We start from the raw sequence: 23,111 nt of genomic DNA, 5'->3' as shown, positions 1-23,111 counted from the left end.
AATTATTTCTCTAAAACCAAGCGACTAACACGCACAAAGCCAGGTAAATTCCCTTGTGTAAGGTCTAGGTTTTCTACTTTTACTCCATGCTTATTTGTCAGTTCATCTATCCAAGCAACAAGTTTATTAAATTCCACATCATCGATGGTTAAACGCAAGCTTTCGCCACTAGGTTGCATTTTGCTGATATCAATTTGAAAGCGGCCACGGGTGTTATTGACTATCTGGCTGATATTGCCGCCGCTAATCACCTGTGCGGGACTGCTAGATTTCAGCTTACTCACGCTTTGACCAACCCAATTTACGAGTTCGTGGTTACGTTTTAGCTTAGCTTCGGCATCGCTGACAGCCTGATTCAAAGGTTTGAATATACCCATTACTAGAACAAAAACGACAAAAATAACGCCAGCAACAATCAACAGCTTTTGTTCTTGCTCTTTTAAACCACGCCAATAGTTCACTACTTGCTGCTTCATGCTGCACCTCGAATGCGAATTTCACCCACCACAAAGTCACCATCATTGTTCAGGGCGCCCTGTTCAACACTTACACCGCGTTGCTCTAAAATTGCTTTGACCTGACCAAATACCTGAAACTCTTTTGCGCGCGCTCTAATTCTGAGCTCATTCCTACGTTTGTCATAACGCAGCGTTTCAGGAGCGAAAGCATCGACCTCTTCATAAATCGCCACAAAGTGATTAGTTAATTCGAGCAAACCGCCCTGCTCCGTGCCAGATAACGCATCAAGCTCATTTTGGATCTGTTTTTTCAATAAGTGCGGACGTACTACTTTATTTGGAAATGCCTGTTGATACATAGCGACCGCTTGGGTTTCTAGCTGATTAGCTTGATGACTTATCACATACAGCTGTGTGCCTTTAATTGCGATAAAACTCACTACTGCCACACTCGCCGCTATTAGTCCACTGCGCCAGTCACGCCACCACTGCGGCTGCTTTTTCTTCGCAGCGAACCGACCTTGACGCAAATTAAAATCAATGTTTGATAGCGATTTCGCGAAGATGGCTAAAGGTAAATCGTAATCTTGTTGTTGCGCTGTAAGCGTTATCGTTTCTGAGAAATCGCTTGCCGGGCTAAAATGCGCCAGCTGCTTAACACCGGCAATGGTGAGGTACTCGTTGACCCAGCTAAGTTCAGCAGTGCCAACTTGCCAAGCATTGTGTTTGAATAGCCATTGCTGACCTAACTGCACGGCACTAGTCATCTCTTCATGAAGCGGCAAACATAGAGCATCCGGTAGCGCTTTACTTACACTGATCCCTGCATCATCGAAGGCACTAAACCAGCTTTGTAGCCAACTGCTATCACAAATCGCAACATCTATAGTATGTGTGTCGGCTTTCATGCCCGGTTTACCAATCGCGATAAATAGCGCATCGATGTCGGTCGCAACATGTTCCTCAAGCATAAACGGTAAGGCTTGCTCTAGTTTCCTATTCCATTTTGCTGGTAATTCTAGCGTGCGTAACTGTACCGCAGTCGCTGGTAGTAACAATACAACCGGTCTCGTTTGCGCTTTTTCGGCAAGGCTACCAAGCTGTTCACTCCCTTCTAGTTCACCACTGGCAATAATTTGTTGTTGTTCTGTTGACCACACTAACCAGTGTATTGTCGCCTGGTGTGACTGATCCACACGGATCAATAATTGTTCTGTCACTCTACGCCTCCAAATTTACGAGCAAGCACGTACGCTTTACCATCTTTTGTTTCTATAATTGATGTGAGAGAAAAGCGTCGCTCATCAAACACAGCTGTTGCTCGCAACTGAAAATAATTGCTGTTAATCGTAAAAGTTTTGGAAGTCTTATTAGGGTCTTTGACCCCTTGATTCGCGACTTCCGTGTAAAATTCATTAATATCAGTAAAACCTTTTTTTGGTCTTGCAGAAATAATAGCTTCAGCACCTGACTTCGATAAACCAGGTATAAGCGCACTGAGTAAAAGCGCTTGTTCTGGCAATATCGTATTGACGTTTACCGCGAGCTCCTCACTTCCAGGGATCACGCAAACATAAGGCTTAATCTTTTCCATCACCAGCGGGTTAAAGCCCTTAATCACGCGTAACTCACTAACAGACGCCATCAAATTATTAGCCGTTAAATAAGGAGTCTGATTAGACATATACTCGTCTTCTTCTGCCCCTGAGCGATAAGTAATGCTATCTTCATCAAGCCAATCGTACACACTATCAGCAAGGGCTTCCTCGCTCTCGTTACTCGGCAAATCCTCAATATTCTTCAAAAGTTCCAATAGCGCTGCATGGGCTGGGTTTGTATTCTTTCCACCAATCTGCTGACCACCTTGGTTATTTCCATTTGTTTGTGACTTTGCTCTCAAGGCATTCAGGTTTAGGCATGCCTGTAAGTCTGTAACTTTGCCGCTCAACGTACCATGATCAACAGGGTAAGGCACTTCTTCACGAGCCCAAGGCTGGTCTAGATTAACGGTATCAGGATCATCTTTTTTTGCTTGTATCAACGCTCTTTTGACTAATTCCTCAGCACCATAGCTATACCACTTGGCTTGTTGCTGAGTTTGAATATTCGAGGCCTTTTGTACCTGCACCATTAAACTACTCGCCATTTCAGCGGCAATTGTCGCTGCCAATGCAACGATGAAAAGTACGATGACGAGTGCTGCACCTTGCTGCTTCATGGCTGTTGCCCCTTATCATCAGCGACACCACTGCCTGGCGTTAAAAATAAACGGCTTATTGGATCCGAGTCTTTTCTTTGCAACGTCACTTTAACCGCTTTAGGTAACGATTTAGACTTCCAATCAGCTTGCCATTTTAGTTTGTCATCCAAAAATTCAAACTTTAACTCTTCTACATCTTCCAAGATGACCTGCGCGCGGGGCTCTGTTCCATCAAGCTGGTCAACATATACTCGATAAATACGCTCAAGCTTGTCATCGATAACCCGATAGCCCACGGCCTGCAGTTCAGAACGTGGCAATAAACTAATAGGGTTAGTCCAACCATCACGAACAAAAGCGATACCATCATATTGGCTCTCAAGCTCATACCGGCCATGGATGATATAAGTTGGGCTAAAATCCCCTGCTTCATTTCTGACTTCTCGCTTAGTGATCTGATTAAAATCCTGATCCATCAAGCGGAAAGTCGTTTGTAGACCTTCAATTTCGGCAATTTTTTCCACTGAAGCCGCTTGGGCCTTCAACGTTGAATCTAAAATTTGATGAGTCGCTGTCACCACTACCGCTAAAATAGCCAGTGCTAACAATACTTCTATTAGCGTGAAACCACGCTGAGGTGTATGCACTGTCACTACTTACTCCGGTACATAAAAGTGGTGATGTCATACACTGAGTTTTTGAGTTCAGGCTCGCGGAAAACGTGCACGGTGAGCTTTACAAAGCTAGGATCTGCCGTTTGTTGGATATGCTGTTGCCAATACCAAGTGACCCCGGCCATTTCCTCTTCGCCTTTGTTACCATTCTTCCCATGCCAGTCATCGCCTTGCGCGCGCAAAAATACCAAGCGATTTTCTGCCACCCACGACGCATAGGTCTGCTCTTCAAGCGAGCTGATATGATTTATATGTTCGCTTGTTGCTTGCATTGCAGCAATACCAGCGACAGCACAAATACTTAGCGCAACCATGACTTCAAGTAAGGTAAAGCCTAAGCTTTTTTTAGCGCTCATTCTTCAGGTTCCCGCTTCAGCCCCACCGGCGCCATAAATTCGCCTTCGACAAAAAATATTGGCTCCTGCAGCTCTTTATTTTCCACACTTAATCTAAATGCGCTGACTTCACCGGAAGATAAAATAAGTACTTGCGGGATCTTGAGCTTTTTAAGTTCAAGTAAATTGTCGTCGTCACCGCCACTCATCAATTCTCGCCAATTTGCTTGCTCAAGTAAGTTATCTTGAGACCACGGCAGATCTTCTAAGATCAATTCCACTTTGTACTGCTCTGGCAGTTCAATTGGTTTGTAGATATCGTCCGCTTCGAAAGTTCGCCACTTCTCACCGTCAAAAACCAAAAACTCAATCACACCTTTATCTAGGTGAAAACCAAGCTCAACCTGATTTAGTACTGCAAATTCTGACGCAAGATTAATCGTCCCCTGCACACGCATAGCCATGGTTTCGAGCTCTTCCTCATCACTATCACTGACAGTATAAGTAATGAGGTTTACTGAAAAAGCAATGATCACCAAGACAATAAGGACTTCAAGTAAACTGAAGCCCTTTACCTTAGCTAATGCCGGTTTATGCAGAGGTGCTAACATAGATTAACGTTCGTCTTCCGTATCCCAGTTACCGATATCATCATCAGTTCCAACTTCGCCATCCGGACCCATTGAAAAGATATCGATTTGGCTCATTTCGCCTGGGCTGACTAATTGGTAAGGATTGCCCCATGGATCTTCTGGAAGCTTAGAAATAAAACCACCTTCAGGGAAACGTTTTGGTACCGGGTCAATATTGGTTTGCGTTACCAAAGCTTCCAAGCCTTGCTCTGTGGTTGGATAGCGTTTGTTTTTTAGCTTGTACATCTTCATTGCGTCTTCAATCTGACGAATATCTAGACGTGCCTTTTCTTTTGCTGCTTCTTCTTGTTGACCCATCACGTTAGGCGCAACGATAGATAAGATCATACCGATGATAACAAGTACCACCATCACTTCTAGTAGTGAGAAACCTGATTGTTTTTTCACAATGTTTACCTCAATGCTGTTATTGATGACCATGCAAAAACATGCGATGGCCTTTCCTTTTTGACTACAATCCTACGGCTTTGTTCATCGCCATAATAGGCTGAAGAATCGCCATAACTATAAACAGTACAATAATTGCCATCGTCGCTATCATCGCAGGTTCTAGCAACTTCAGCGAGACATTTACCATACTTTCAAATTCTCTTTCTTGGTTATTCGCTGCACGCTCAAGCATCTGTTCTAATTCACCCGACTTTTCACCGCTGGCAATCATGTGCAGCATCATAGGTGGGAACATTTTGGTCTGTTGCAACGACGCTCTAAGGCTTGCACCTTCACTCACCCGAGTCGCCGCTTCTGCAACGGAGGCTTTGATTTTTTCGTTCTCAAGTACTTGGCCTGATATTTTCATACCCTCAAGTAGCGGAACAGAACTCGATGAGAGAATACTTAAGGTACGTGCAAATCGTGCAGTATTCACACTGCGAGTTACCTTTCCAAGACCCGGTAAACTCAGCAGCTTGCTATCGTACCAAAAGCGGATCTTAGGTTTTTGTAATGCTTTTTTAATCGCGTAGGTGCCAATGACAACCACTGCCAACGTGATCATCCAGTAGTTTTGTACAAAATTACTGGCAGCCATAACCCACTCAGTTGTCCAAGGCAGTGCTTGCTTAGATTTCTCAAAGGTCTTCAAGATCTTTGGTACTACCGTCCCCAATAGAATGGAAACAATTGCGATAGCAAAGATGACCAAAATAATGGGATACACCATCGCTTGCGTAATTTGGCTACGCATATGTTGACGCTGCTCAGTGTAATCGGCCAAGCGATTTAGTACTTCATCTAAGTGCCCTGACTTTTCTCCAGCAGCAACCATTGAGCGGTACAAGTGATCAAATACGTGAGGAAACTCCGACATACCATCTGCCAGTGTGTAACCTTCAACGACTTTTGATCTTACCGCCATCAGCATACGCTTTAATCTTGGCTTTTCACATTGCTCAGCTACAGCCATCACCGCAGCTTCAACAGGTAAAGAAGATTGGATCAAGGTCGCCAACTGGCGCGTGATCAAGGCAAGGTCTGATACCGAGGGACGGTAGCCTTTAAAAAGCGTAAAACCACCACTACTTTGGTTTTTATCTTTCTCAGCAGCAGGCAAAACCTCAAGTGGCATCATGGCTTTTTCTCTTAGCATCTGCCTAACTTGCTTCGCCGTATCCGCCTCTAAAATTCCTTTCTTCTCTTTGCCTTTACCATCTAAGGCGCGGTATTCAAACGCTGCCATTAGCCTTCCTCACGCGTTACACGCATTACTTCTTCTAAGGTTGTTTGACCAGCAAGTACTCGCGAACAGCCATCTTGTCGGATGCTTGGCGTACGCTTACGAATATACTTCTCTACCGCTTGCTCACCTTTACCGTTATGAATAAGTTCACGGATAGGCTCATCAACGATGAGAAGCTCATGAATACCCGTACGACCTTTGTAACCATTGAAGTTACACTCTTCACAGCCGACTGCACGGAAGATTTGCGTGCCACTGTCTTTGGCCACCCCCAGCAGTTCACATTCTCGTTCATCCGCTAAATGCGCTTCTTTACAGTTAGGGCAAAGCGTTCTTACCAATCGCTGTGAAAGCACGCCTAGCAATGATGAACTCAAAAGAAACGGCTCAACACCCATGTCTTCCATACGCGTGATAGCACCGGCGGCTGTATTCGTGTGTAGTGTGGATAATACCAAGTGGCCAGTCAAAGATGCTTGAACACCAATTTGCGCGGTTTCTAAATCTCGGATCTCACCAACCATCACCACATCGGGATCTTGACGTAGGATCGCACGTAAACCTCGAGCGAATGTCATATCTACTTTTGGATTTACTTGTGTTTGGCCGATGCCTGGGATCTCATATTCAATCGGATCTTCAACCGTTAAAATATTACGGTCTCTTGAATTGATTTGTGTCATACCAGCGTACAAGGTCGTACTCTTACCTGAACCAGTTGGACCGGTAACTAGTATGATGCCGTGAGGCTTGGCAATGATCTCTGCAAACGCATCGCGGTTTGCTTGGGTCATCCCCAAATCTTCGAGATCTAATCGCGCATTATTTTTGTCTAATAGACGCAGCACCACTCGCTCACCAAAGCTTGATGGCATCGTCGATACACGCACATCCACAGCTCGCCCCGCAATCCTCAGACTAATACGGCCATCTTGCGGTACACGTTTTTCTGCGATATCGAGCTTAGCCATTACCTTGATACGAGACACTAATAATGAAGACAATTTACGATTTGGCTTCAATACTTCTTTCAGTACGCCATCAACCCTAAAGCGAATAACCAGTTCTTGCTCAAAGGTTTCGATATGGATATCCGATGCACCTTCTTTTATCGCTTCACTCAACATGGCGTTAATGAGCTTGATGATAGGCGCATCATCATCCGCAGCAAGCAGATCTTCTGTTTGTGGCAATTCTTCAGCAAGCGAGAACAAGTCCATCTCGTTGCCGATGTCTTCCATCATCTGTTGTGTTTCTGAGCTGTCTCTTTGATAAGACGCTTCAAGCATATGCTCAAAGCGGTCTTCATCTAACGCCTCTAGACGTAATGTTTTGCCTGCAACACGGCGTACTTCCATCAGCGTTTCAAGGTCAAGCGTGCCTTTGTGAAAAAGCTTAGCCTGATCGCCATCAGGGCTGAGTAACACCCCTTTTCGACGTGCAAATGAAAATGGTAAACGCAATGAAATCGTCGGTACGACAGGCATTTCAGCTACTTCGCCTACTATTGGCTCAGCGCTTTGTAGCTGCGCTGCCATCTCTTCAGCCTCAGCTCCTAAATCTGGCGTGACTTTTTCATCAATCATTTTCACGCTCTTTTCTGTTTTGTTCTTTCAAGAACTCTTCATACGTCGGTGGCAAAGTAAGCTTGTCGTCCCACTTAGGAAGGATTGGCGTATCTTCAAATGGCATTAACTCGATACCATCTTCTCTTTGTTTATGCTGCTCACCACGGATAAAGTTATATTTTGAATGGCTAATCTCGTTCATACTGCGACTATCACGTACAATAGTCGGACGGATAAAGACGAGTAAGTTACGCTTTTCCTTCTTAGTCCCTGTTGATCTAAATAGGTGACCTAACACTGGAATATCACCTAATAATGGTACTTTAGAAACACTTTCTTGAACGGTTTCGTCAATCAGACCACCTAAGATAACCATGCCGCCATCATCAGCGATAACCGTGGTATTGATAGCACGTTTAGCCACTCGAATATCCACCGACGTCGCACCTTTCACGCTTGATACTTCTTGCTCAATCGTCAGTTGAACCGCAGTGCCATCGTTAATCTGAGGGGTTACTTTTAATTTGATACCCACTTCTTGGCGGTCTACCGTTTGGAACGGGTTTGAGTTATTGTCGTTTGCAGTAGAACCAGTCACGATAGGTACTTCTTCACCGACGATCATGGACGCTTCTTCGTTATCCATAGTGGTAACAGACGGTGTAGCTAGAATATTTGAGTTGGTATCCGTGGTTACCGCTTGAATGATTGCACCCCAATCATTCTTCACAATACCAGCCGCCAGACCATTGATATTTTGCAGTAGGCCTGCCAAACCGCTATAATCACCGCGCTGAGTCTCTGTTGTATTAGAAACTTTGTTATCGTCACTTCCTACTATCGTACCTTTCACTTCGATATCGCGAGCTTGTTGTGCTGCAACAGCTAGTGAACCGATCGGAACGGTGTTGCCATCATTAAACTGCAGCATCCCGCCTTTTTCAGAGATCCACTGTAAGCCAAGATTAATACCATCGGCTTCAGAAACCTCAACAACGATTGCTTCAACCAGTACTTGAGCTCGACGAATATCTAACTTTTTAATCACCTGAGTTAAAGATCGCATCGTGTCTGGTTGTGCGGTAATCACCAGCGAGTTTGAGTCTTCGTGCGCCTCAATACTGGTTTCATTTTTGCTACTACTGCGAGTTCTTGCTTGCTGACCTGCAGCTTGTTCTTCTTCAATCGATTTACTCACGCCTTGAAGAACCTTAACCAGATCTTCCGCTTTTGCGTAATTCAGATAGAAAACCTGAGTATTGCCTTGAGATTGTAGTTCATCATCTAAACGCTTGATGAGTTCAGCCGCGCGGCTACGTGCCTGTGACTCGCCACTAACAATGACGCTGTTGGTACGGGTATCTGACACAATTTTCGGAATAAGGAAGTCTGGTACACCACCTTTCCCTGAGTCTTGGAAAATCTTTTCAACAACTTTAACAACATCTTCAGCAGTGGCATGCTTCAGCTTAACGATATCAACACGCTTATCGCCTGCTTGGTCAACCGTTTTGATAATATCAACAAGACGATTCACCGAGGACGCATGGCCGGTTAGCATCATCACGTTTGCTGAATTTAGATTAGTTACGTGACCACCATCTTTTTGGTCACTGAATTGACGAATAAGTGGACCAAGCTCTTGCACGCTAACGTTCTTCACGCGCACAACGCGTGTTACCATTACGTCACCATTTCCTAGTTCTTCACCAGATACCAAAGGCACGTTCGACTTTTTACCATCAGAACTACGAACCACCTTAAGCACACCGCTATCCATTTCAATAACTGAATAACCATATACTTCAAGCACGTTTAAAAAGAACTGATAATACAGCTTTTCATCCATCAGCTCATAACTGCGAACATTGATGTTACCGCGCACGTTAGGGTCTATGATGATAGTTTTATTCAGCTTATCACTAACGATATTAATGAATTCATTAATATCGGTACCTTTGAAGTTCGCGGCATATTCAACCGCAGAAACAGAAAGTGAAATACCAGCAGCAATCAAGAGCGTTGCATACTTAGCTAACCCTTTTTTGGTTTTTGTGAGGTGTAGCTTTTTACCCATTATTCTAAAACTCCAAAATTAGTAACTTTACAGGCTAAACTGCACATCCATCACCTGACCGTCTCGTTCGATCGTGATGTTCGCATCTGTGCTCGTTCTAAGTTCATTAATAGCTGACATAGCCTGTTTCATATCCGTGAGCTGAAACCCATTAATTGCGATTGCTAAATCATTCGCCTTAAGCCCCACCTGTTCGAACAATTCAGGATCCTTTCCAGGTGAGAGACGATAGCCAATAACTTCGCCGTTACGCTGTTCCGGAGCAATCTTAATATAATCAAATAATTTACCTGGATCGCTGAGCAATTCCTGGCGACGATTAGCTAATTCATTTCGAGGTGAGGTAGGTGAAGTTGTGCTGTTGACGATTTTCTTTGGCTTAGTTGGCATCGCCACAGTGCGGCTAAACTCTATGCCATCTAACATCAGCGTTTCAAAACGCCCACTAACATCTAAAATCACACGATCAGGTAGTACCCGAGCAAGCTTTGCGCGAGTGCCTGTGATTGGCGCGTCAACAGAATAGGTCTCTTGACGCCCCTGAGATTCAATAATAGCAAGGCCTGCACCATCATCTTGGCTGACAGCGACGATACCAGTTAGCCTAACGTTAAGCGTTGTTTCCGGAGCATCAGAAACCACGGGCTGCGGTTTGGTATCAAGCTTAGCATTTGCCTCACCAAACAAATTTTGAGCGACAATTCCTTGGCTTGTGATACCGCTATTTGATTGACTATACAGTTGTGATGCAGGGAGCAAGGGTTGAGTTTGTGGCACAGGCCATAACAACCAAAATAATTGCGAAAAGAGAAACGCAACGTAAACAACCGACAGGACAACAATGATACGACTCAATTTTGCATGAGGCAAACCAAGCCAAAACTTCTGAAGCTGTTGTAACTGTAATTCCATATAATACTTTTCTTATTCTCTTGAACGCCCCAGTGTACCGCCTCGAAATTTTTTCAACAAGCGTGCATTTGTTAAACTTTTAATTAAATAGGTACACCGTAGGCCAATTAACTGAATCTAAACTTAACCTTGGAACATAGACACACATATTAGTTCATTTTTTAGGTAAAGTGCGATTAACTCACAAGTTTAGTGCCTGTCATCTACTTTGTTTGCATAACGAAATATGCTAAATTTGTTAGGTTAAATTTCACACTAGCAAATAGTTAACGAATTGTGACAAAACTCCAGCAGGAAAACAACCAATCTGAACAGAAAGTTCGTATTGATAAGTGGTTATGGGCTGCTCGCTTCTACAAAACACGAGCGCTTGCTCGCGATATGGTCCAAGGTGGCAAAGTACATTACAACGGTCAGCGCTGTAAACCAAGTAAAACGGTTGAAGTCGGCGCAGTAGTGAAGTTGGCCCAAGGATATGAAGAGAAAGAAGTAACCATACTCAAAATCATGGAAAAGCGACAAGCGGCTCCTATTGCTCAAACTCTTTATGAAGAGTCTGAAGCAAGTATTGAAAAACGAACGCAAAACGCGTTGGCGCGCCAAAACAATAGCTTGTTTGCGCCTCGTCCTGCCACTAAGCCGGACAAGAAACAACGCCGTGAATTACTTAAATTGAAATCAAACTAGGATTTTCATTGATGCAGACTGATTTACTTCATCGTTATATTTTCGACAAGCTAGACGTACGTGGTGAGCTTGTACAAATAGAACAGACTTTTACTGACATCATTAGCGGTCACAACTACCCAGAGCCTGTGCAACAGCTATTAGGCGAGTTATTAGTTGCAACAAGTTTGCTGACCGCTACGTTAAAATTTGAAGGTGACATTGCGGTTCAGCTTCAAGGTGATGGTCCAGTAAAATATGCGGTGATCAATGGTAATCACAAACAACAGATGCGCGGCGTGGCAAGGCTGCAATCTGAGGTTTCAGGATCATCTGTACCTGAGCTAATGGGCAAAGGGTATATGGTTATCACCATTACACCGACAAAAGGCGAACGCTATCAAGGCATAGTTCCTCTTTCTAAAGAATCACTTGCCGAATGTTTAGAAGAATACTTCGAACAATCTGAGCAATTGAAAACCCGCCTATGGTTCGCAACAAGCCTAGTTGGCGATAAAGTGAAAGCGGCAGGTCTGTTTTTACAAGTACTGCCCGTCAATAAGGAAAAGTCTGTCGCCGATTTCCAACATCTTGAAGCACTAAGCGACACGATTAAAGATGAAGAGCTACTAGATTTAGACGCCAATACCGTACTAACAAGACTGTATCACGAAGACAATCCTCAACTTTTTGAACCACAAGCCATCTCGTTTGTATGTGGATGTAGCCGTGAAAAAACCGAGAATGCGCTGGCCAATGTCGGATTAGAGGCCTTGATGGAAGACTTGCAAAAACACGGCGAAGTAAATATTAGCTGTCATTACTGCTTGAAAAACTACGTTTTTAACGAGCAAGATATTAAATCGTTATTTAATTAAGTTGCGCTTTAGCCCTTAATTACAAAATGAAACCGCCATTTTTGGCGGTTTTTTTATGGCTATTGGGTGATACCGGTGTCATAAAACATACAAAAGTTATGACACCGGTATCATTGAAATTATTCAAGTTTTTTGACGTTTTTATGTAATTTTAAGCACTCTAAAGGCTCGAATATCTCAATTTCATCTGTTACTATAAATTTAGCTAAGGGCAAGAGTACCCCAGAGCTATCCCGTTCAACTCTCACTTTTTAGGTATAAACATGACTTCAAGCGCTACTCGTTTTGTCGATTTAACCGCAGCTGAACTTGTCGAACACGCTATCCGTCGTGGCGAGGGCACTTTAGCCGCAAATGGAGCTTTTGTTGCAAAAACTGGTCGCCGTACTGGACGTTCACCAAACGACCGTTTCATCGTAAAAGAATCAAGCACAGAAAATGACATCCAATGGGGTAACGTAAACCGCCCATTCGAAGGTGCTAAGTTTGATGCTTTATGGGCTCGCGTAGAAGCGCACGTTCTTGAAAATGACCACTTCGTCTCTCACTTAGAAGTCGGTGCGGATCCAGAGCACTATTTACCAGTCGTTGTAACGACTGAAACTGCTTGGCATCACATTTTCGCTAAAAACATGTTTATCGAACCTAACTCTTATAACAAAACTGATTTACCTGAATGGCAGGTGATGAACGTTCCTTCTTTTGTTTGTGATCCTGAGCGTGATGGCACAAACAGCGATGGTACCGTTATCATCAACTTTGCACAGCGCAAAGTGCTAATCGCAGGTATGCATTACGCCGGTGAAATGAAGAAGTCGATGTTCTCTGTACAAAACTTCTTACTACCAGCAAAAGGTGTGCTACCTATGCACTGTAGTGCAAACGTAGGTGAAGCTGGTGACACAACGTTATTCTTTGGTCTATCAGGAACAGGTAAAACTACTCTTTCTGCGGATCCTAAGCGTTTTCTTATCGGTGATGATGAGCACGGTTGGGCGCCTGGTAGCGTATTCAACATTGAAGGCGGTTGTTATGCGAAATGTATCGACCTGTCACAAAAGAACGAGCCTGTTATTTGGGATGCAATCCGTTTTGGTACTATTTTAGAAAACGTCGTGCTAGATGAAACGCGTACTCCTGACTATACCGATTCAAGCTTAACGCAAAATACGCGTGCAGCTTACCCTCTTGAGCATGTTGAAAAGCGTAAAGTTGAAAACCGCGCGGGCGAGCCTCGTGCTGTTGTATTCTTAACTTGTGACGTGAGCGGCGTATTACCTCCAGTTTCAATCCTAAGCGAAGAAGCCGCGGCTTATCACTTCCTTAGTGGTTACACGGCGAAAGTAGGCTCAACTGAGATTGGTTCAACCTCTGATATCGAATCAACTTTCTCAACTTGTTTTGGTGCTCCTTTCTTCCCTCGTCCAGCAGGCGTGTATGCTGAGCTACTAATGAAGCGTGTGCGTGAGTTTGGCGCTAAAGTTTACCTAGTAAACACAGGTTGGACTGGTGGCCCTTATGGCATTGGTAAGCGTTTTGACATTCCAACAACTCGCGCCGTGATTGATGCAATCGTAAACGATACATTAGAGGGCGTTGAGACACAGCACATTGAGGCACTAAATTTAGATGTACCAGTGGCAGTGGAAGGTGTTGATAGCAAGCTACTTAATCCAGTAAATACATGGCAAGATCAAGCTAAGTATGCTGAATATGCAGCTAAACTTGCGGCTGACTTCAAAGAAAACTTCGCTAAATACGATGTTTCTGAAGCAATCAAAGCGGCAGGTCCTCGCGGCTAATCTAAGAAAGATTCCTTTATCAAAAGCGCCCCTTGTTTGGGCGTTTTTTTGTGCCTAATTTTTTACACATGAATATCTTTCAACAAACTTAGTATTAACATTTAGGTACATACATGCTTATATATTGCTGATAATTCAAACAGTACGTATAAGGAAAACCATGAAATTACAATTAAAAAAGAAACAACTAAAATCGCTGCAAGCGAAAGATCTAAACAACCAGGCGACCAGAAAAATTGCTGCCGCGGGCGCGACTTTTGGCTCTAGAGTTGATTGTGGCAGTTGGCAAATTTGTGATACTCACCCTGCGATTTGTGAGTCAATGGGACTTTGTCGTTCAGTAGATATCTGCTAATAAAGCGATTGCCAAGTCCCTCAATAGGGCGAAAATTAGCCCTATTCCGACGTATTCCAAAGCTTATTTAGCACCAACTTTTTAAAGGTTAAAACAAATTGTTTCAATGTGATTGGAATGATAGTCACAAGCGCAATCCCCTTATCAAAGTCAGGGTTAACACTACAGTAAAGTGCAATCTCAGTTTTGCTGCTTTCTCTAAAGCGTGTAATTTCAGCCTCGCTGTAATTGGTTTTGCGTCCAACAGCCTTCAAACATCTTAGACCGTTATAGGAACTTACCAAGCCACTCGGGTTAATGGTGTTATAGAGCGTTGCTATCGCGCTATTTTGAGGCAAGTTATTTGGATAAACTTCGGCGATATTTTTTGCCATGGCCCTGAACATGGCGGGACTGAGCATGGTATCTGCATATAACAGTTTTCTACGTGGGTTACGTATATAACGTTTTAATACTTCGATAAGAGAAAACCTAAAGGTACTGTTTTTCCCTCTAAAGTCAGGTAAAAAAGCAGCTGAAGCGCCAACAATGCAAACATCCTTGTTGCTATCATCAAAGGTCAATAAGCAATAGCCGACAATGTCACCGCCTGATAAAAACAACCGGAGTCTGCGCTTTGTGTTTTCGCCTTTTTCAAAGTACAGAGCAAAGTAATGCTCTACCTCGACATTGGAAAAGCTTGTCGCTATCACTCGCTTCAATTGGTTTAAATACGGTGTATCTAACATTCCCTTTTGATAGCTTAAATCCCTATGCTTTATTGTGCTCAACTTGCTCGCCTACTCTTTTTGAAAATCATGCTTCCTCAAGCTTTCCCCGATAAGCTGGCAGTGATACCTCCGCGATCAGACCACCACCATCTCGATTTCGTAGTCTTACTTTACCGCCGTGTGTAGTCACGATACGTTTGATAATGGCAAGCCCTAAGCCACTCCCTTCACTCCCTCTAGCCTGATCTCCCTGTTTAAATGGTTCGAATACAGACTCCAACTCTGACTCTGGGATACCTGGCCCTCTGTCCATTACTTTTACGATAACAGCACGGTGCTTGGGGCTATACTCTGTCGTCACCTCAATATCTTGTTCAGAATAACGGATCGCATTTTCAATCATATTAGTGAATACTCGCTTTAACGCGACGGCATTCATCATCACAGCTGGTAAGTATTCCTCTGCTTGCAAGTGAATTGGTCGCTGATGCTGCTGCTCTGCATGAACGACTTCTTCAATAACCGTGTTAACGTCGTCTGCCGACATTTCCGCACCGTTGTGATGACGGAGGTATTCAATGAATTGGTCGATAATCGCATTCATGTCTTCAATATCGTCGATTATCCCCTCGCGCAGGTAGTCTTCTTCATCCGACATCATTTCAGTTGCTAGACGAATTCGGGTTAAGGGCGTACGTAAATCGTGCGACACACCAGCCATTAACAGTCGTCTATCACTTTCTAGGTCTGCGATCCCCTTAGACATTTTATTAAATGCCCGAGTCACCTCAATAACTTCTGTTGACCCTTCTTCGACAAGACGTGTTGAAAAGTCCCCGACGCCTACTCGACTAGCTGCAATTTGTAGAGATTTTAGCGGTTTGTTTAGATGCCTAGCAAAAAGCCACCCCCCTAACACACTTAAAAAACCAATACTGGAGAGGTAAAAAACTAAAAACTCCATTTTTGTTTCACTGAGTCCGCTAAGCGGTACTCTTACCCAATACCCAGGCGCTTGCGGTGCTTCGACCCAATAAACAACCGGATCTCCTTGGCTTATCCTGACTCGCGCAGAACCATTTAGTTGCTCCGACATACTACGAGACAGCAATGTATATTCTTTGGCCTGCCCCAGCCCATTTACATAGGCCTCTCTTTGCGTCATCACCTCAATACCCGTTATCTCGAAAAATTTGCGAGATAGCGTATTGTCGACTTCAACACCATCTTCCCAATCAATGAAAACCGTTTTAACCTGCTTAGCAAGCATCAGATTCACTTGTTCAAAAGTTGGTTTGAAGACATATAAGGTAACGGTAATGTAAGACACGACTTGATTTATTAATAGTAACGCGCCGACAAAGAAGACGGTTTGCCCGAATGCACTACGAGGTAACATGCTGGCTACTTCACGCCGTCAGGCACAAATACGTATCCAAGACCCCACACCGTTTGTATATAGCGAGGATTAGAGGCGTCATCTTCAATCATACGACGCAAGCGCGAAACCTGAACGTCAATGCTACGCTCAAGTGCGCTATAATCACGCCCTCTAGCAAGGTTCATTAACTTATCTCGACTAAGCGGCTCTCGAGGGTGACTCACCAGTGCTTTAAGTACCGCAAACTCACCTGAGGTAAGTGAAATCGTCGCTTCCCCATGTTGCATCTCTCGCGTCGCTAAATTAAGGGTAAAGTTACCAAAGCTCACTTCATTTTCTTCTGCAGCAGGCGCACCTGGTACTTCTTTGGCACGACGACGAAGAATGGCTTTTATTCGCGCCAACAGTTCTCTTGGGTTGAAAGGTTTTGGAATGTAATCATCCGCGCCAAGCTCAAGACCAATAATACGGTCAACTTCATCACCTTTCGCCGTCAACATGACAATTGGGATCTCATTCTCTTTTTGTCTTAAACGACGACAGATGGAAAGACCATCTTCTCCAGGAAGCATCAAGTCTAACACCATCAAGTGAAAGTTTTCGCGTTCAAGTAGTCTGTCCATTTGTTCAGAATTGGCTGCACTGCGGACGATAAATCCCTGCTCTACGAGATAACGCTCTAAAAGACTGCGCAAACGCATATCGTCGTCAACTACGAGCACTTTGGTGGTTTCATTTCCCATTTATATTTCTTCTATTTATTAATTTACTAAAGCTTGCTGATCTGCGACATTTCGTGCACAAATCATCATCCTGTTCATTTAACGCTCATGGCGATAATGGACCATGATATTATTATGCTTAAATATAATTGAATTTGGTGCTTTTCGACACCATACATTGATACTAGATTGTTACCGAACATTACAAGGGTTTAACCCAAAACACCTGAGAAACATGAAAACGAATTTGATCACGCCCGAAGGATACCGCCAACTGCAGCAAGAACATGATCACCTGTGGTTTGAAAAGCGCCCAGAGATCACCAAAATTGTGAATTGGGCAGCGAGTTTAGGCGATCGCTCCGAAAATGCCGACTACACCTTCAATAAACGTTTATTAAGGCAAATAGATAGACGGGTGCGCTTTTTACGAAAGCGTATGCCCGAACTAAAAGTCGTGGAATACAGCCCCGAACAAGAAGGTAAAGTATTTTTTGGCGCTTGGGTAGAAGTGGAAAGCGAAGAAGGCGAGGTTCGCGCATTTCGGATTGTTGGACCTGATGAAATATACGAACGCAATGACTACATCTCCATTGATGCGCCAATGGCTAGGGCCTTACTAAGCAAACAGGTCGATGATGAAATTACGGTCACCACACCGCACGGCCGAAGACTTTGGTATATCAACCAAATCGAATATCGCAGAAACACCGAACAATGATAACATTGAGCTAAATTTTGTTTGCCTGAGGTGAATATAATCTAGGCAACAAAGACCGATTAAGAAGAGTATAAGGATTTTGCATGAGCAATATCACACAACGTTTAGCAACGGAGCTTAACGCCAGAGAACAGCAAGTTAATGCTGCTATTAGTTTGCTAGACGAAGGGGCAACCGTTCCATTTATTGCACGTTACCGTAAAGAGGTAACGGGTGGCTTAGATGACACTCAACTGCGCTTGCTTGAGCAAAGGTTAGGTTACTTACGAGAGCTCGATGAACGTCGCGAGTTTATTTTAAAAACCATCGATGAGCAGGGTAAACTCACTGCTGAGTTAAATGCAGAAATACAAGCCGCCGACAGCAAAACCGTACTCGAAGATTTATATCTCCCATACAAACCAAAGCGCAGAACAAAAGGTCAAATCGCGATAGAAGCAGGGTTGGAACCCTTAGCTGACGCTTTATTTGCAGATCCAACATTAAACCCAGAACAACAAGCGACTCCTTTCATTGATGAAAGCAAAGGCGTTGCAGACAGCAAAGCGGCTTTAGATGGCGCTAAGTTTATTCTCATGGAGCGTTTTGCAGAAGACGCAAAGCTACTTGCTAAACTCCGTGCACACCTTAAAGACAACGCGCAAATCGAAGCAAGAGTCATTGCCGGTAAAGAAGAAGCAGGAAGCAAATACCGTGACTACTTTGAACATAATGAGCTGCTAAATAAAATTCCATCGCACCGCGCGCTGGCGATGCTAAGAGCACGTAACGAAGGCTTTTTGCAGTTATCTATCAACCCGGAACCAAGCGCAGAGGACCCTGCTCAATTTTGTGCACAGATCATTGCTGATCATTACCGCCTAGCCGTCTCTGGTAAAGCTGCCAGTGATTGGTTAATGGGTGTGGTCCAGTGGGCATGGAAGATTAAAATCGCCCTGCACTTGGAAAACGAATTCTTAGGGTCAATGCGTGAAAAGTCAGAGCTAGACGCTATCGAAGTTTTCGCGAAAAACCTAAAAGATCTGCTGATGGCTGCGCCTGCTGGTGCAAAAGTGACAATGGGTATTGATCCGGGATTACGTACTGGGTGTAAAGTCGCCATTGTCGATGCCACAGGTAAACTGATTGCAACCAGTACTATCCACCCTCATGCCCCTCAAAACCAGTGGGATAAGTCGCTGAAGACACTAGAGCAAATGTGCCGCCAATACAAAGTTGAGCTTATTGCTATCGGTAACGGGACTGCGTCTCGCGAAACCGACAAACTGGCCGCAGAACTGCTAAAAAGTGCTACCGAATTAAAGCTCAACAAAATCATGGTGAGTGAAGCTGGCGCATCGGTGTACTCTGCTTCTGAATTTGCTGCAAACGAATTTCCTGATCTTGATGTATCTCTACGTGGCGCAGTTTCTATCGCAAGAAGATTACAAGATCCGTTAGCAGAGCTTGTGAAAATCGAACCTAAATCAATCGGTGTTGGCCAATATCAGCATGATGTTTCTCAAAGCCAGTTAGGACAAACGCTAACTGCTGTGGTCGAAGACTGCGTAAACTCAGTAGGTGTCGATGTGAACACGGCATCGATACCATTATTAACGCGCGTCTCGGGTTTGAATAAAACGTTAGCCAGTAACATCGTAAAATACCGCGACGAAAATGGTTCTTTCACGGATCGCAAGGCGCTTAAAAAAGTTGAGCGATTAGGACCTAAAGCATTTGAACAAGCGGCTGGTTTTTTACGTATCGCCAATGGCGACGATCCACTGGATGCATCAGCAGTGCATCCAGAAGCTTACCCTGTTGTCAAAGCGATTTGTAAAAAGCAAAATCTAGAAGTGAATACCCTTATCGGTAATCGCGAAGTCTTGAATGGCCTTGTGGCAAACGACTATGTAGATGATAAGTTTGGGGTACCAACGGTCACTGATATTATCAAAGAGTTAGATAAGCCAGGCCGAGATCCTCGCCCAGAATTTAAAACAGCGCAGTTTAAAGCTGGTGTTGAGACAATCACAGATCTTAAAGTCGGTATGATTTTAGAAGGTGTGGTCTCTAATGTTGCCAATTTTGGGGCTTTTGTGGATGTAGGTGTACATCAAGATGGACTTGTTCACATTTCAGCACTCACGGATAAGTTTATTTCCGATCCACGTGAAGTCGTTAAAGCGGGAGATATCGTTAAGGTCAAAGTGATTGAGGTTGATGTGCCTCGTAAACGCATTAGCTTTACCATGCGCTTAAACGATGAAATATCTCAAGCTCCAGCGCAAAAACAAAACGCTAAGCCGCACAAAGGAAAACCGGTGCCTAAGTCTTCTAAGCCAAAGTCACGAGATGCAGGTAACGCCGCGATGGGTAATGCTTTTGCTGAAGCCTTCGCAAAGCTGAAGAAGTAATCTCAACAGAACAGTGAACAAAGAAAAGCGCGGCCTTGGTCGCGCTTTTCGTTTGTCGGGGGTTTTAACTCGTTTTCACTGCAATGACCCGCGGAGGAGAAGGCCAATACCTACGGTTAAATTTGCACTGATAGCGATGCGGGTTGGTTAGGCATCGCTACATGTTGATAAAAATTTGAGATCCTGAGCGATCTTGCTTGGATTTCAGGGTCAGCTTCAATTGGCATCGCAACAGCGTAAGGATCTGCATCCTGCTTAAGCTTGGCTTGCTCCTCTTCACTCTCTGCTTTTGCCTGCTCACCACTCAAGCGGCGAGTTTGAATGTTTTGTACCCGCTTGCTATCACTTTGCTCTTCACCACTGATAGAAGCTTTTGCCAACTCAGCCTGCGCCGCCGAGAGTTTTTGAGTCGCATCTGCTGCGATGGCTCTGTCAGCGCCAGATGGTTCTGCTGGTGCTAACGCTGCCGCTCTCACCGTTTGCATTTTTTCAATCGTGCCCTGCGGGTCACCTTCAAGCGGCGCAACGTCGATCATCACCTCACCGCCAATAGCGTAGTTATTGCCATCAGGACCGCGCTGATATTCATAACTCGGTGATCCGGCATATTGCCCACCTACTCTGGCATGAGCCTGCTCATGTAATCTTACTTCTCTATCTCGAGATTTTAATTCTTGAACGACCTGCTCATCTTGCTCTGTTTGTTGCTGCTCTTGTTCATTCTTTTCTTTTTCTTGGCCTTCGCCTTTTTCACCTTCCTCTTTGCCTTGAATGGTTTTGCTTTGCTCTGTTTTACCATCAGAACCGTAAACTTTTGCATCGTCTACGTTAGAAGAGCGGCCTTTTTCAGAATCGGAAAGGTTGCGGTTTTCAGTAAATGAGGGATTAGTTGGTGCAGGTTTTGGGATCGCTTCACGCAGCTGATTATCGCGTACAACCGTTTCGGTGTACACGTTGGCAGTGTTTAAATTCATCGCCGGTGGTGGCGTTACTATGTTCATTACACTTTAATATCAATCAACGTACCTAGCACTTCATCTGCAGTGCGAATAGTTTGCACATTGGCTTTCGCGTTAAACTCTTCAACTTTTAAGGCTACCACTGATTCGGTCAAGCTTGGGGTTTCGCTCACTGGAGCCGTCACAGCTTCACCGGCACTGGCACCCTGCAACTGCCGCCCAGATGCACGTTCAGAATCACTTTGTTGATCGATGGCAGCGCGGTTAATATCAGCACTTGCTTGGGCAATCCCCTGAGCAGCGCGGTTATAACCGTCAATTCCATTATTTAACACATCACCTATTGGCATATTCGCACCTAGATAAACCTTTTCTTACTGACTAATTATTGCGCAAAATATCAACAAAGAAAAGTAAAAGCGGCAATTTTTTGCCGCTTTATTATTCTAAATTTCTAAATAATTGATTTAAGGAGTGATAAAAAAGCTTCTTTATGAGAGATAAAAGGCGCATGAGAGGCCTTTGCAAGCGTATGAGCCTTAAAATTTGGATTGAGTACCTGCATTTTTTCTACAGCCGTTTGTGGAACAAGAGAATCTAAACGGCCGAATATGCCTATTGTGGGGAGTTGCAGCCGTGAAAATTCATCACGTAAGTCCTGCGATTTCAATATCTCCAGTCCACCAGCTAGTGCTTTCGCCTCCGCTTCCGGCAGTGTGCCTAGTAGCGCTTTGAGTTGTTTGATGTCTTCTCTGGCATATTCACTGCCCATCGCTTGAATAGCTAAAAATCTTTCTATCGTCTTTGCGCTATTGGTTTGCAGTTGAGTCTCAAAGTTGTTTAGCACCTTAGGGGCTATTCCGGGCCAATCAGCTTGCTCACAAAAAAATGGCGTTGAAGCGACCAAAATAACCTTGCTAACTTTGTCTGGAAAATGAGCAGCTAAATACAATGCAAATAAGCCCCCCAAAGACCAGCCTATCAATACGCTTTGTGGCATCAGCTGCTCAGCAATAAGTAAAGCGTTACGCTCAAGAGAATAATCGCCCTCCGCGCTTGGTGTACCACCAAACCCAGGAAGATTGACCGCTTTAATTGGTGTTGTAGGTGCTAAAGCTTCCTCGCATAACTGCCACACCGCTTTGTTCATCCCCCAACCATGGAGCAGCACAACTTCATTTTGCATTTATCTGTTCTCTATACCAAACTTGACGCCATGATAGCTAACCCGGGATGGAAAGCAATGATCCAACTTAATCGGTTATTACCTAAAAAGTGGTGTCAGCCTTGTGTATGCTGTGAACAAAGCACAACAGAAACCTTGCTTTGTTCATACTGCTTACAAGCCTGTTTAGACTTTATGGATAAAGAGATAAATTTACTTAATTACCCCAATATCCAACGCATGGTTAGCCTTGAAGACTGCGATGGGTTAACCGTGGCGAGTTGGTACCGTACGCCTATAAACACATGGTTGCAAGGAGTAAAGTTTAACCATAGCAAAGCGTATCAATGTGCCTTGAACCTGCTGGCTCAAACACTATGGCAGCGCTTCAGTGAAGAGGATGCTTTCCCCGTAGACCTTGTTTGTTGTATGCCACTACACCGAAGACGGTTAATCCGACGAGGTTACAATCAAGTTGAGCAAATTTGGCAAGGGCTACCACTCAGCCAGACAATACTCAAAAGAGCAAAACACACCAAGCCACAATCGGAGCTGACCAAAGCTAAACGAAAACGTAACTTAAACAATGCCTTTGTGCTCAACCAATCTGTTGAAGGAAAAAATATAGTATTACTTGAGGATGTGATCACAACGGGTGCGACCATGAATGCAGCGGCAAAAGTGTGTAAACAAAATGGGGCAAAAATGGTGTGGGCGATGGCTATCAGCCTCACACCATTCGACGCTTAAAAGCGTATTATTTGATTGATATAGCTAGAACAGATATCAATCAACTTGCTA

24 protein-coding genes are annotated in these 23,111 nt (G+C 44.2%); 7 read left to right on the top strand and 17 right to left on the bottom strand.

The genetic code is table 11. From position 1 onward, the window contains the following. Positions 1-2: 2 nt before the first annotated feature. From gspM to gspC, 11 genes are all read right to left on the bottom strand, one after another. Positions 3-476: a type II secretion system protein GspM gene (gene gspM, locus NO992_RS21810; protein WP_010378522.1), complete on the bottom strand. Its 474-nt coding sequence runs from the start codon at positions 474-476 to the stop codon at positions 3-5. Further along, positions 473-1,678 (bottom strand): type II secretion system protein GspL, encoded by a 1,206-nt coding sequence (gspL, locus tag NO992_RS21805; RefSeq protein WP_017219432.1) that lies wholly within the window; start codon positions 1,676-1,678, stop codon positions 473-475. Before gspL ends, gspM begins: the two co-directional genes overlap by 4 nt. Beyond that, entirely contained in the window at positions 1,675-2,676 is a 1,002-nt protein-coding gene (gene gspK, locus NO992_RS21800; protein ID WP_017219433.1) for a type II secretion system minor pseudopilin GspK, read from the bottom strand. The genes gspL and gspK overlap by 4 nt, the downstream gene beginning before the upstream one ends. Beyond that, positions 2,673-3,311 carry a type II secretion system minor pseudopilin GspJ gene (gspJ, locus tag NO992_RS21795; protein ID WP_371380441.1) on the bottom strand — a complete coding sequence of 213 codons (639 nt, stop codon included), beginning with the start codon at positions 3,309-3,311 and terminating at the stop codon, positions 2,673-2,675. The genes gspK and gspJ overlap by 4 nt, the downstream gene beginning before the upstream one ends. Next, positions 3,311-3,688 (bottom strand): type II secretion system minor pseudopilin GspI, encoded by a 378-nt coding sequence (gene gspI, locus NO992_RS21790; RefSeq protein WP_010378513.1) that lies wholly within the window; start codon positions 3,686-3,688, stop codon positions 3,311-3,313. Before gspI ends, gspJ begins: the two co-directional genes overlap by 1 nt. After that, entirely contained in the window at positions 3,685-4,278 is a 594-nt protein-coding gene (locus tag NO992_RS21785; protein WP_010604370.1) for a prepilin-type N-terminal cleavage/methylation domain-containing protein, read from the bottom strand. Before NO992_RS21785 ends, gspI begins: the two co-directional genes overlap by 4 nt. A 3-nt stretch (positions 4,279-4,281) precedes the next feature. Then, positions 4,282-4,707, bottom strand: coding sequence for a type II secretion system major pseudopilin GspG (gspG, locus tag NO992_RS21780; protein ID WP_026001105.1), 426 nt, complete (start codon positions 4,705-4,707; stop codon positions 4,282-4,284). A 64-nt stretch (positions 4,708-4,771) separates the two neighbouring features. After that, the gene (gene gspF / locus NO992_RS21775; RefSeq protein WP_010378505.1) at positions 4,772-5,998 is read right to left on the bottom strand and encodes a type II secretion system inner membrane protein GspF; all 1,227 of its coding nucleotides are present in this window, start codon (positions 5,996-5,998) and stop codon (positions 4,772-4,774) included. Further along, positions 5,998-7,485, bottom strand: a complete 1,488-nt coding sequence (gene gspE, locus NO992_RS21770; protein ID WP_171039519.1) for a type II secretion system ATPase GspE — start codon at positions 7,483-7,485, stop codon at positions 5,998-6,000. Before gspE ends, gspF begins: the two co-directional genes overlap by 1 nt. Before the next feature lie 91 nt (positions 7,486-7,576). Next, entirely contained in the window at positions 7,577-9,643 is a 2,067-nt protein-coding gene (gene gspD / locus NO992_RS21765; RefSeq protein ID WP_371380438.1) for a type II secretion system secretin GspD, read from the bottom strand. A 27-nt stretch (positions 9,644-9,670) separates the two neighbouring features. Continuing rightward, on the bottom strand, positions 9,671-10,555 hold the full coding sequence (gspC, locus tag NO992_RS21760) for a type II secretion system protein GspC (RefSeq protein WP_010378497.1): 885 nt from the start codon (positions 10,553-10,555) through the stop codon (positions 9,671-9,673). 276 nt (positions 10,556-10,831) lie between these two features. Here gspC and hslR point away from each other — a divergent pair, with 276 nt between their 5' ends. The 4 genes from hslR to NO992_RS21740 all read left to right on the top strand — a co-directional run bounded on the left by hslR (position 10,832) and on the right by NO992_RS21740 (position 14,256). Further along, the gene (gene hslR / locus NO992_RS21755) at positions 10,832-11,242 is read left to right on the top strand and encodes a ribosome-associated heat shock protein Hsp15 (RefSeq protein WP_010378496.1); all 411 of its coding nucleotides are present in this window, start codon (positions 10,832-10,834) and stop codon (positions 11,240-11,242) included. Between the two features lie 11 nt (positions 11,243-11,253). Further along, the gene (gene hslO, locus NO992_RS21750; protein ID WP_253107704.1) at positions 11,254-12,099 is read left to right on the top strand and encodes an Hsp33 family molecular chaperone HslO; all 846 of its coding nucleotides are present in this window, start codon (positions 11,254-11,256) and stop codon (positions 12,097-12,099) included. A gap of 263 nt (positions 12,100-12,362) precedes the next feature. After that, positions 12,363-13,901 (top strand): phosphoenolpyruvate carboxykinase, encoded by a 1,539-nt coding sequence (locus NO992_RS21745; protein ID WP_010378491.1) that lies wholly within the window; start codon positions 12,363-12,365, stop codon positions 13,899-13,901. 160 nt (positions 13,902-14,061) lie between these two features. Beyond that, positions 14,062-14,256 carry a hypothetical protein gene (locus tag NO992_RS21740; protein ID WP_010378488.1) on the top strand — a complete coding sequence of 65 codons (195 nt, stop codon included), beginning with the start codon at positions 14,062-14,064 and terminating at the stop codon, positions 14,254-14,256. 41 nt (positions 14,257-14,297) lie between these two features. Here the strand turns inward: NO992_RS21740 and NO992_RS21735 are convergent, their stop codons facing one another. The 3 genes from NO992_RS21735 to ompR are packed head-to-tail and all read right to left on the bottom strand — an operon-like array spanning position 14,298 to position 17,090. Further along, complete coding sequence (locus NO992_RS21735) at positions 14,298-15,026, bottom strand: hypothetical protein (protein ID WP_371380435.1); 729 nt, start codon at positions 15,024-15,026, stop codon at positions 14,298-14,300. A gap of 25 nt (positions 15,027-15,051) precedes the next feature. Next, on the bottom strand, positions 15,052-16,365 hold the full coding sequence (envZ, locus tag NO992_RS21730; protein WP_235368855.1) for a two-component system sensor histidine kinase EnvZ: 1,314 nt from the start codon (positions 16,363-16,365) through the stop codon (positions 15,052-15,054). A 5-nt stretch (positions 16,366-16,370) separates the two neighbouring features. Then, the gene (ompR, locus tag NO992_RS21725; RefSeq protein WP_010378483.1) at positions 16,371-17,090 is read right to left on the bottom strand and encodes a two-component system response regulator OmpR; all 720 of its coding nucleotides are present in this window, start codon (positions 17,088-17,090) and stop codon (positions 16,371-16,373) included. Between the two features lie 214 nt (positions 17,091-17,304). Between ompR and greB the strand changes: the two genes are divergently transcribed. After that, a complete protein-coding gene (greB, locus tag NO992_RS21720) occupies positions 17,305-17,790 on the top strand; it encodes a transcription elongation factor GreB (RefSeq protein ID WP_010378480.1) in 486 nt (161 codons plus the stop codon). Between the two features lie 83 nt (positions 17,791-17,873). Then, positions 17,874-20,186, top strand: a complete 2,313-nt coding sequence (locus NO992_RS21715; RefSeq protein WP_371380432.1) for a Tex family protein — start codon at positions 17,874-17,876, stop codon at positions 20,184-20,186. Positions 20,187-20,302: 116 nt separating this feature from the next. On the opposite strand, the gene NO992_RS21710 is transcribed toward NO992_RS21715, so the two are convergent. From NO992_RS21710 to bioH, 3 genes are all read right to left on the bottom strand, one after another. Beyond that, the gene (locus NO992_RS21710; protein WP_099031833.1) at positions 20,303-21,187 is read right to left on the bottom strand and encodes a putative metalloprotease CJM1_0395 family protein; all 885 of its coding nucleotides are present in this window, start codon (positions 21,185-21,187) and stop codon (positions 20,303-20,305) included. Beyond that, on the bottom strand, positions 21,187-21,495 hold the full coding sequence (locus NO992_RS21705; RefSeq protein WP_010378475.1) for a hypothetical protein: 309 nt from the start codon (positions 21,493-21,495) through the stop codon (positions 21,187-21,189). The genes NO992_RS21710 and NO992_RS21705 overlap by 1 nt, the downstream gene beginning before the upstream one ends. A gap of 104 nt (positions 21,496-21,599) precedes the next feature. After that, positions 21,600-22,331 carry a pimeloyl-ACP methyl ester esterase BioH gene (gene bioH / locus NO992_RS21700; RefSeq protein ID WP_010378473.1) on the bottom strand — a complete coding sequence of 244 codons (732 nt, stop codon included), beginning with the start codon at positions 22,329-22,331 and terminating at the stop codon, positions 21,600-21,602. A 57-nt stretch (positions 22,332-22,388) separates the two neighbouring features. Between bioH and NO992_RS21695 the strand changes: the two genes are divergently transcribed. Then, positions 22,389-23,060: a ComF family protein gene (locus NO992_RS21695; RefSeq protein WP_253107700.1), complete on the top strand. Its 672-nt coding sequence runs from the start codon at positions 22,389-22,391 to the stop codon at positions 23,058-23,060. Positions 23,061-23,111 lie beyond the last annotated feature (51 nt).

Source organism: Pseudoalteromonas sp. DY56-GL79 (genome assembly GCF_041414765.1).
GTDB classification, from domain to species: domain Bacteria; phylum Pseudomonadota; class Gammaproteobacteria; order Enterobacterales; family Alteromonadaceae; genus Pseudoalteromonas; species Pseudoalteromonas piscicida.
Note: the sequence above shows the minus strand (reverse complement) of the source record. Positions and strands in the feature narration are given on the sequence as shown.

Bases quoted from the DNA above. Each gene is read 5' to 3' on its own strand.
- gspE (WP_171039519.1), bottom strand. From the start codon at position 7,485: ATGCCTGTCGTACCGACGATTTCATTGCGTTTACCATTTTCATTTGCA.
- bioH (WP_010378473.1), bottom strand. From the start codon at position 22,331: ATGCAAAATGAAGTTGTGCTGCTCCATGGTTGGGGGATGAACAAAGCG.
- envZ (WP_235368855.1), bottom strand. From the start codon at position 16,365: ATGTTACCTCGTAGTGCATTCGGGCAAACCGTCTTCTTTGTCGGCGCG.
- greB (WP_010378480.1), top strand. From the start codon at position 17,305: ATGAAAACGAATTTGATCACGCCCGAAGGATACCGCCAACTGCAGCAA.
- gspI (WP_010378513.1), bottom strand. From the start codon at position 3,688: ATGAGCGCTAAAAAAAGCTTAGGCTTTACCTTACTTGAAGTCATGGTT.
- ompR (WP_010378483.1), bottom strand. From the start codon at position 17,090: ATGGGAAATGAAACCACCAAAGTGCTCGTAGTTGACGACGATATGCGT.
- gspC (WP_010378497.1), bottom strand. From the start codon at position 10,555: ATGGAATTACAGTTACAACAGCTTCAGAAGTTTTGGCTTGGTTTGCCT.
- NO992_RS21715 (WP_371380432.1), top strand. From the start codon at position 17,874: ATGAGCAATATCACACAACGTTTAGCAACGGAGCTTAACGCCAGAGAA.
- NO992_RS21710 (WP_099031833.1), bottom strand. From the start codon at position 21,187: ATGAACATAGTAACGCCACCACCGGCGATGAATTTAAACACTGCCAAC.
- gspK (WP_017219433.1), bottom strand. From the start codon at position 2,676: ATGAAGCAGCAAGGTGCAGCACTCGTCATCGTACTTTTCATCGTTGCA.
- NO992_RS21785 (WP_010604370.1), bottom strand. From the start codon at position 4,278: ATGTTAGCACCTCTGCATAAACCGGCATTAGCTAAGGTAAAGGGCTTC.
- hslO (WP_253107704.1), top strand. From the start codon at position 11,254: ATGCAGACTGATTTACTTCATCGTTATATTTTCGACAAGCTAGACGTA.
- gspM (WP_010378522.1), bottom strand. From the start codon at position 476: ATGAAGCAGCAAGTAGTGAACTATTGGCGTGGTTTAAAAGAGCAAGAA.
- NO992_RS21695 (WP_253107700.1), top strand. From the start codon at position 22,389: ATGATCCAACTTAATCGGTTATTACCTAAAAAGTGGTGTCAGCCTTGT.
- NO992_RS21740 (WP_010378488.1), top strand. From the start codon at position 14,062: ATGAAATTACAATTAAAAAAGAAACAACTAAAATCGCTGCAAGCGAAA.
- NO992_RS21745 (WP_010378491.1), top strand. From the start codon at position 12,363: ATGACTTCAAGCGCTACTCGTTTTGTCGATTTAACCGCAGCTGAACTT.
- gspD (WP_371380438.1), bottom strand. From the start codon at position 9,643: ATGGGTAAAAAGCTACACCTCACAAAAACCAAAAAAGGGTTAGCTAAG.
- NO992_RS21705 (WP_010378475.1), bottom strand. From the start codon at position 21,495: ATGCCAATAGGTGATGTGTTAAATAATGGAATTGACGGTTATAACCGC.
- gspF (WP_010378505.1), bottom strand. From the start codon at position 5,998: ATGGCAGCGTTTGAATACCGCGCCTTAGATGGTAAAGGCAAAGAGAAG.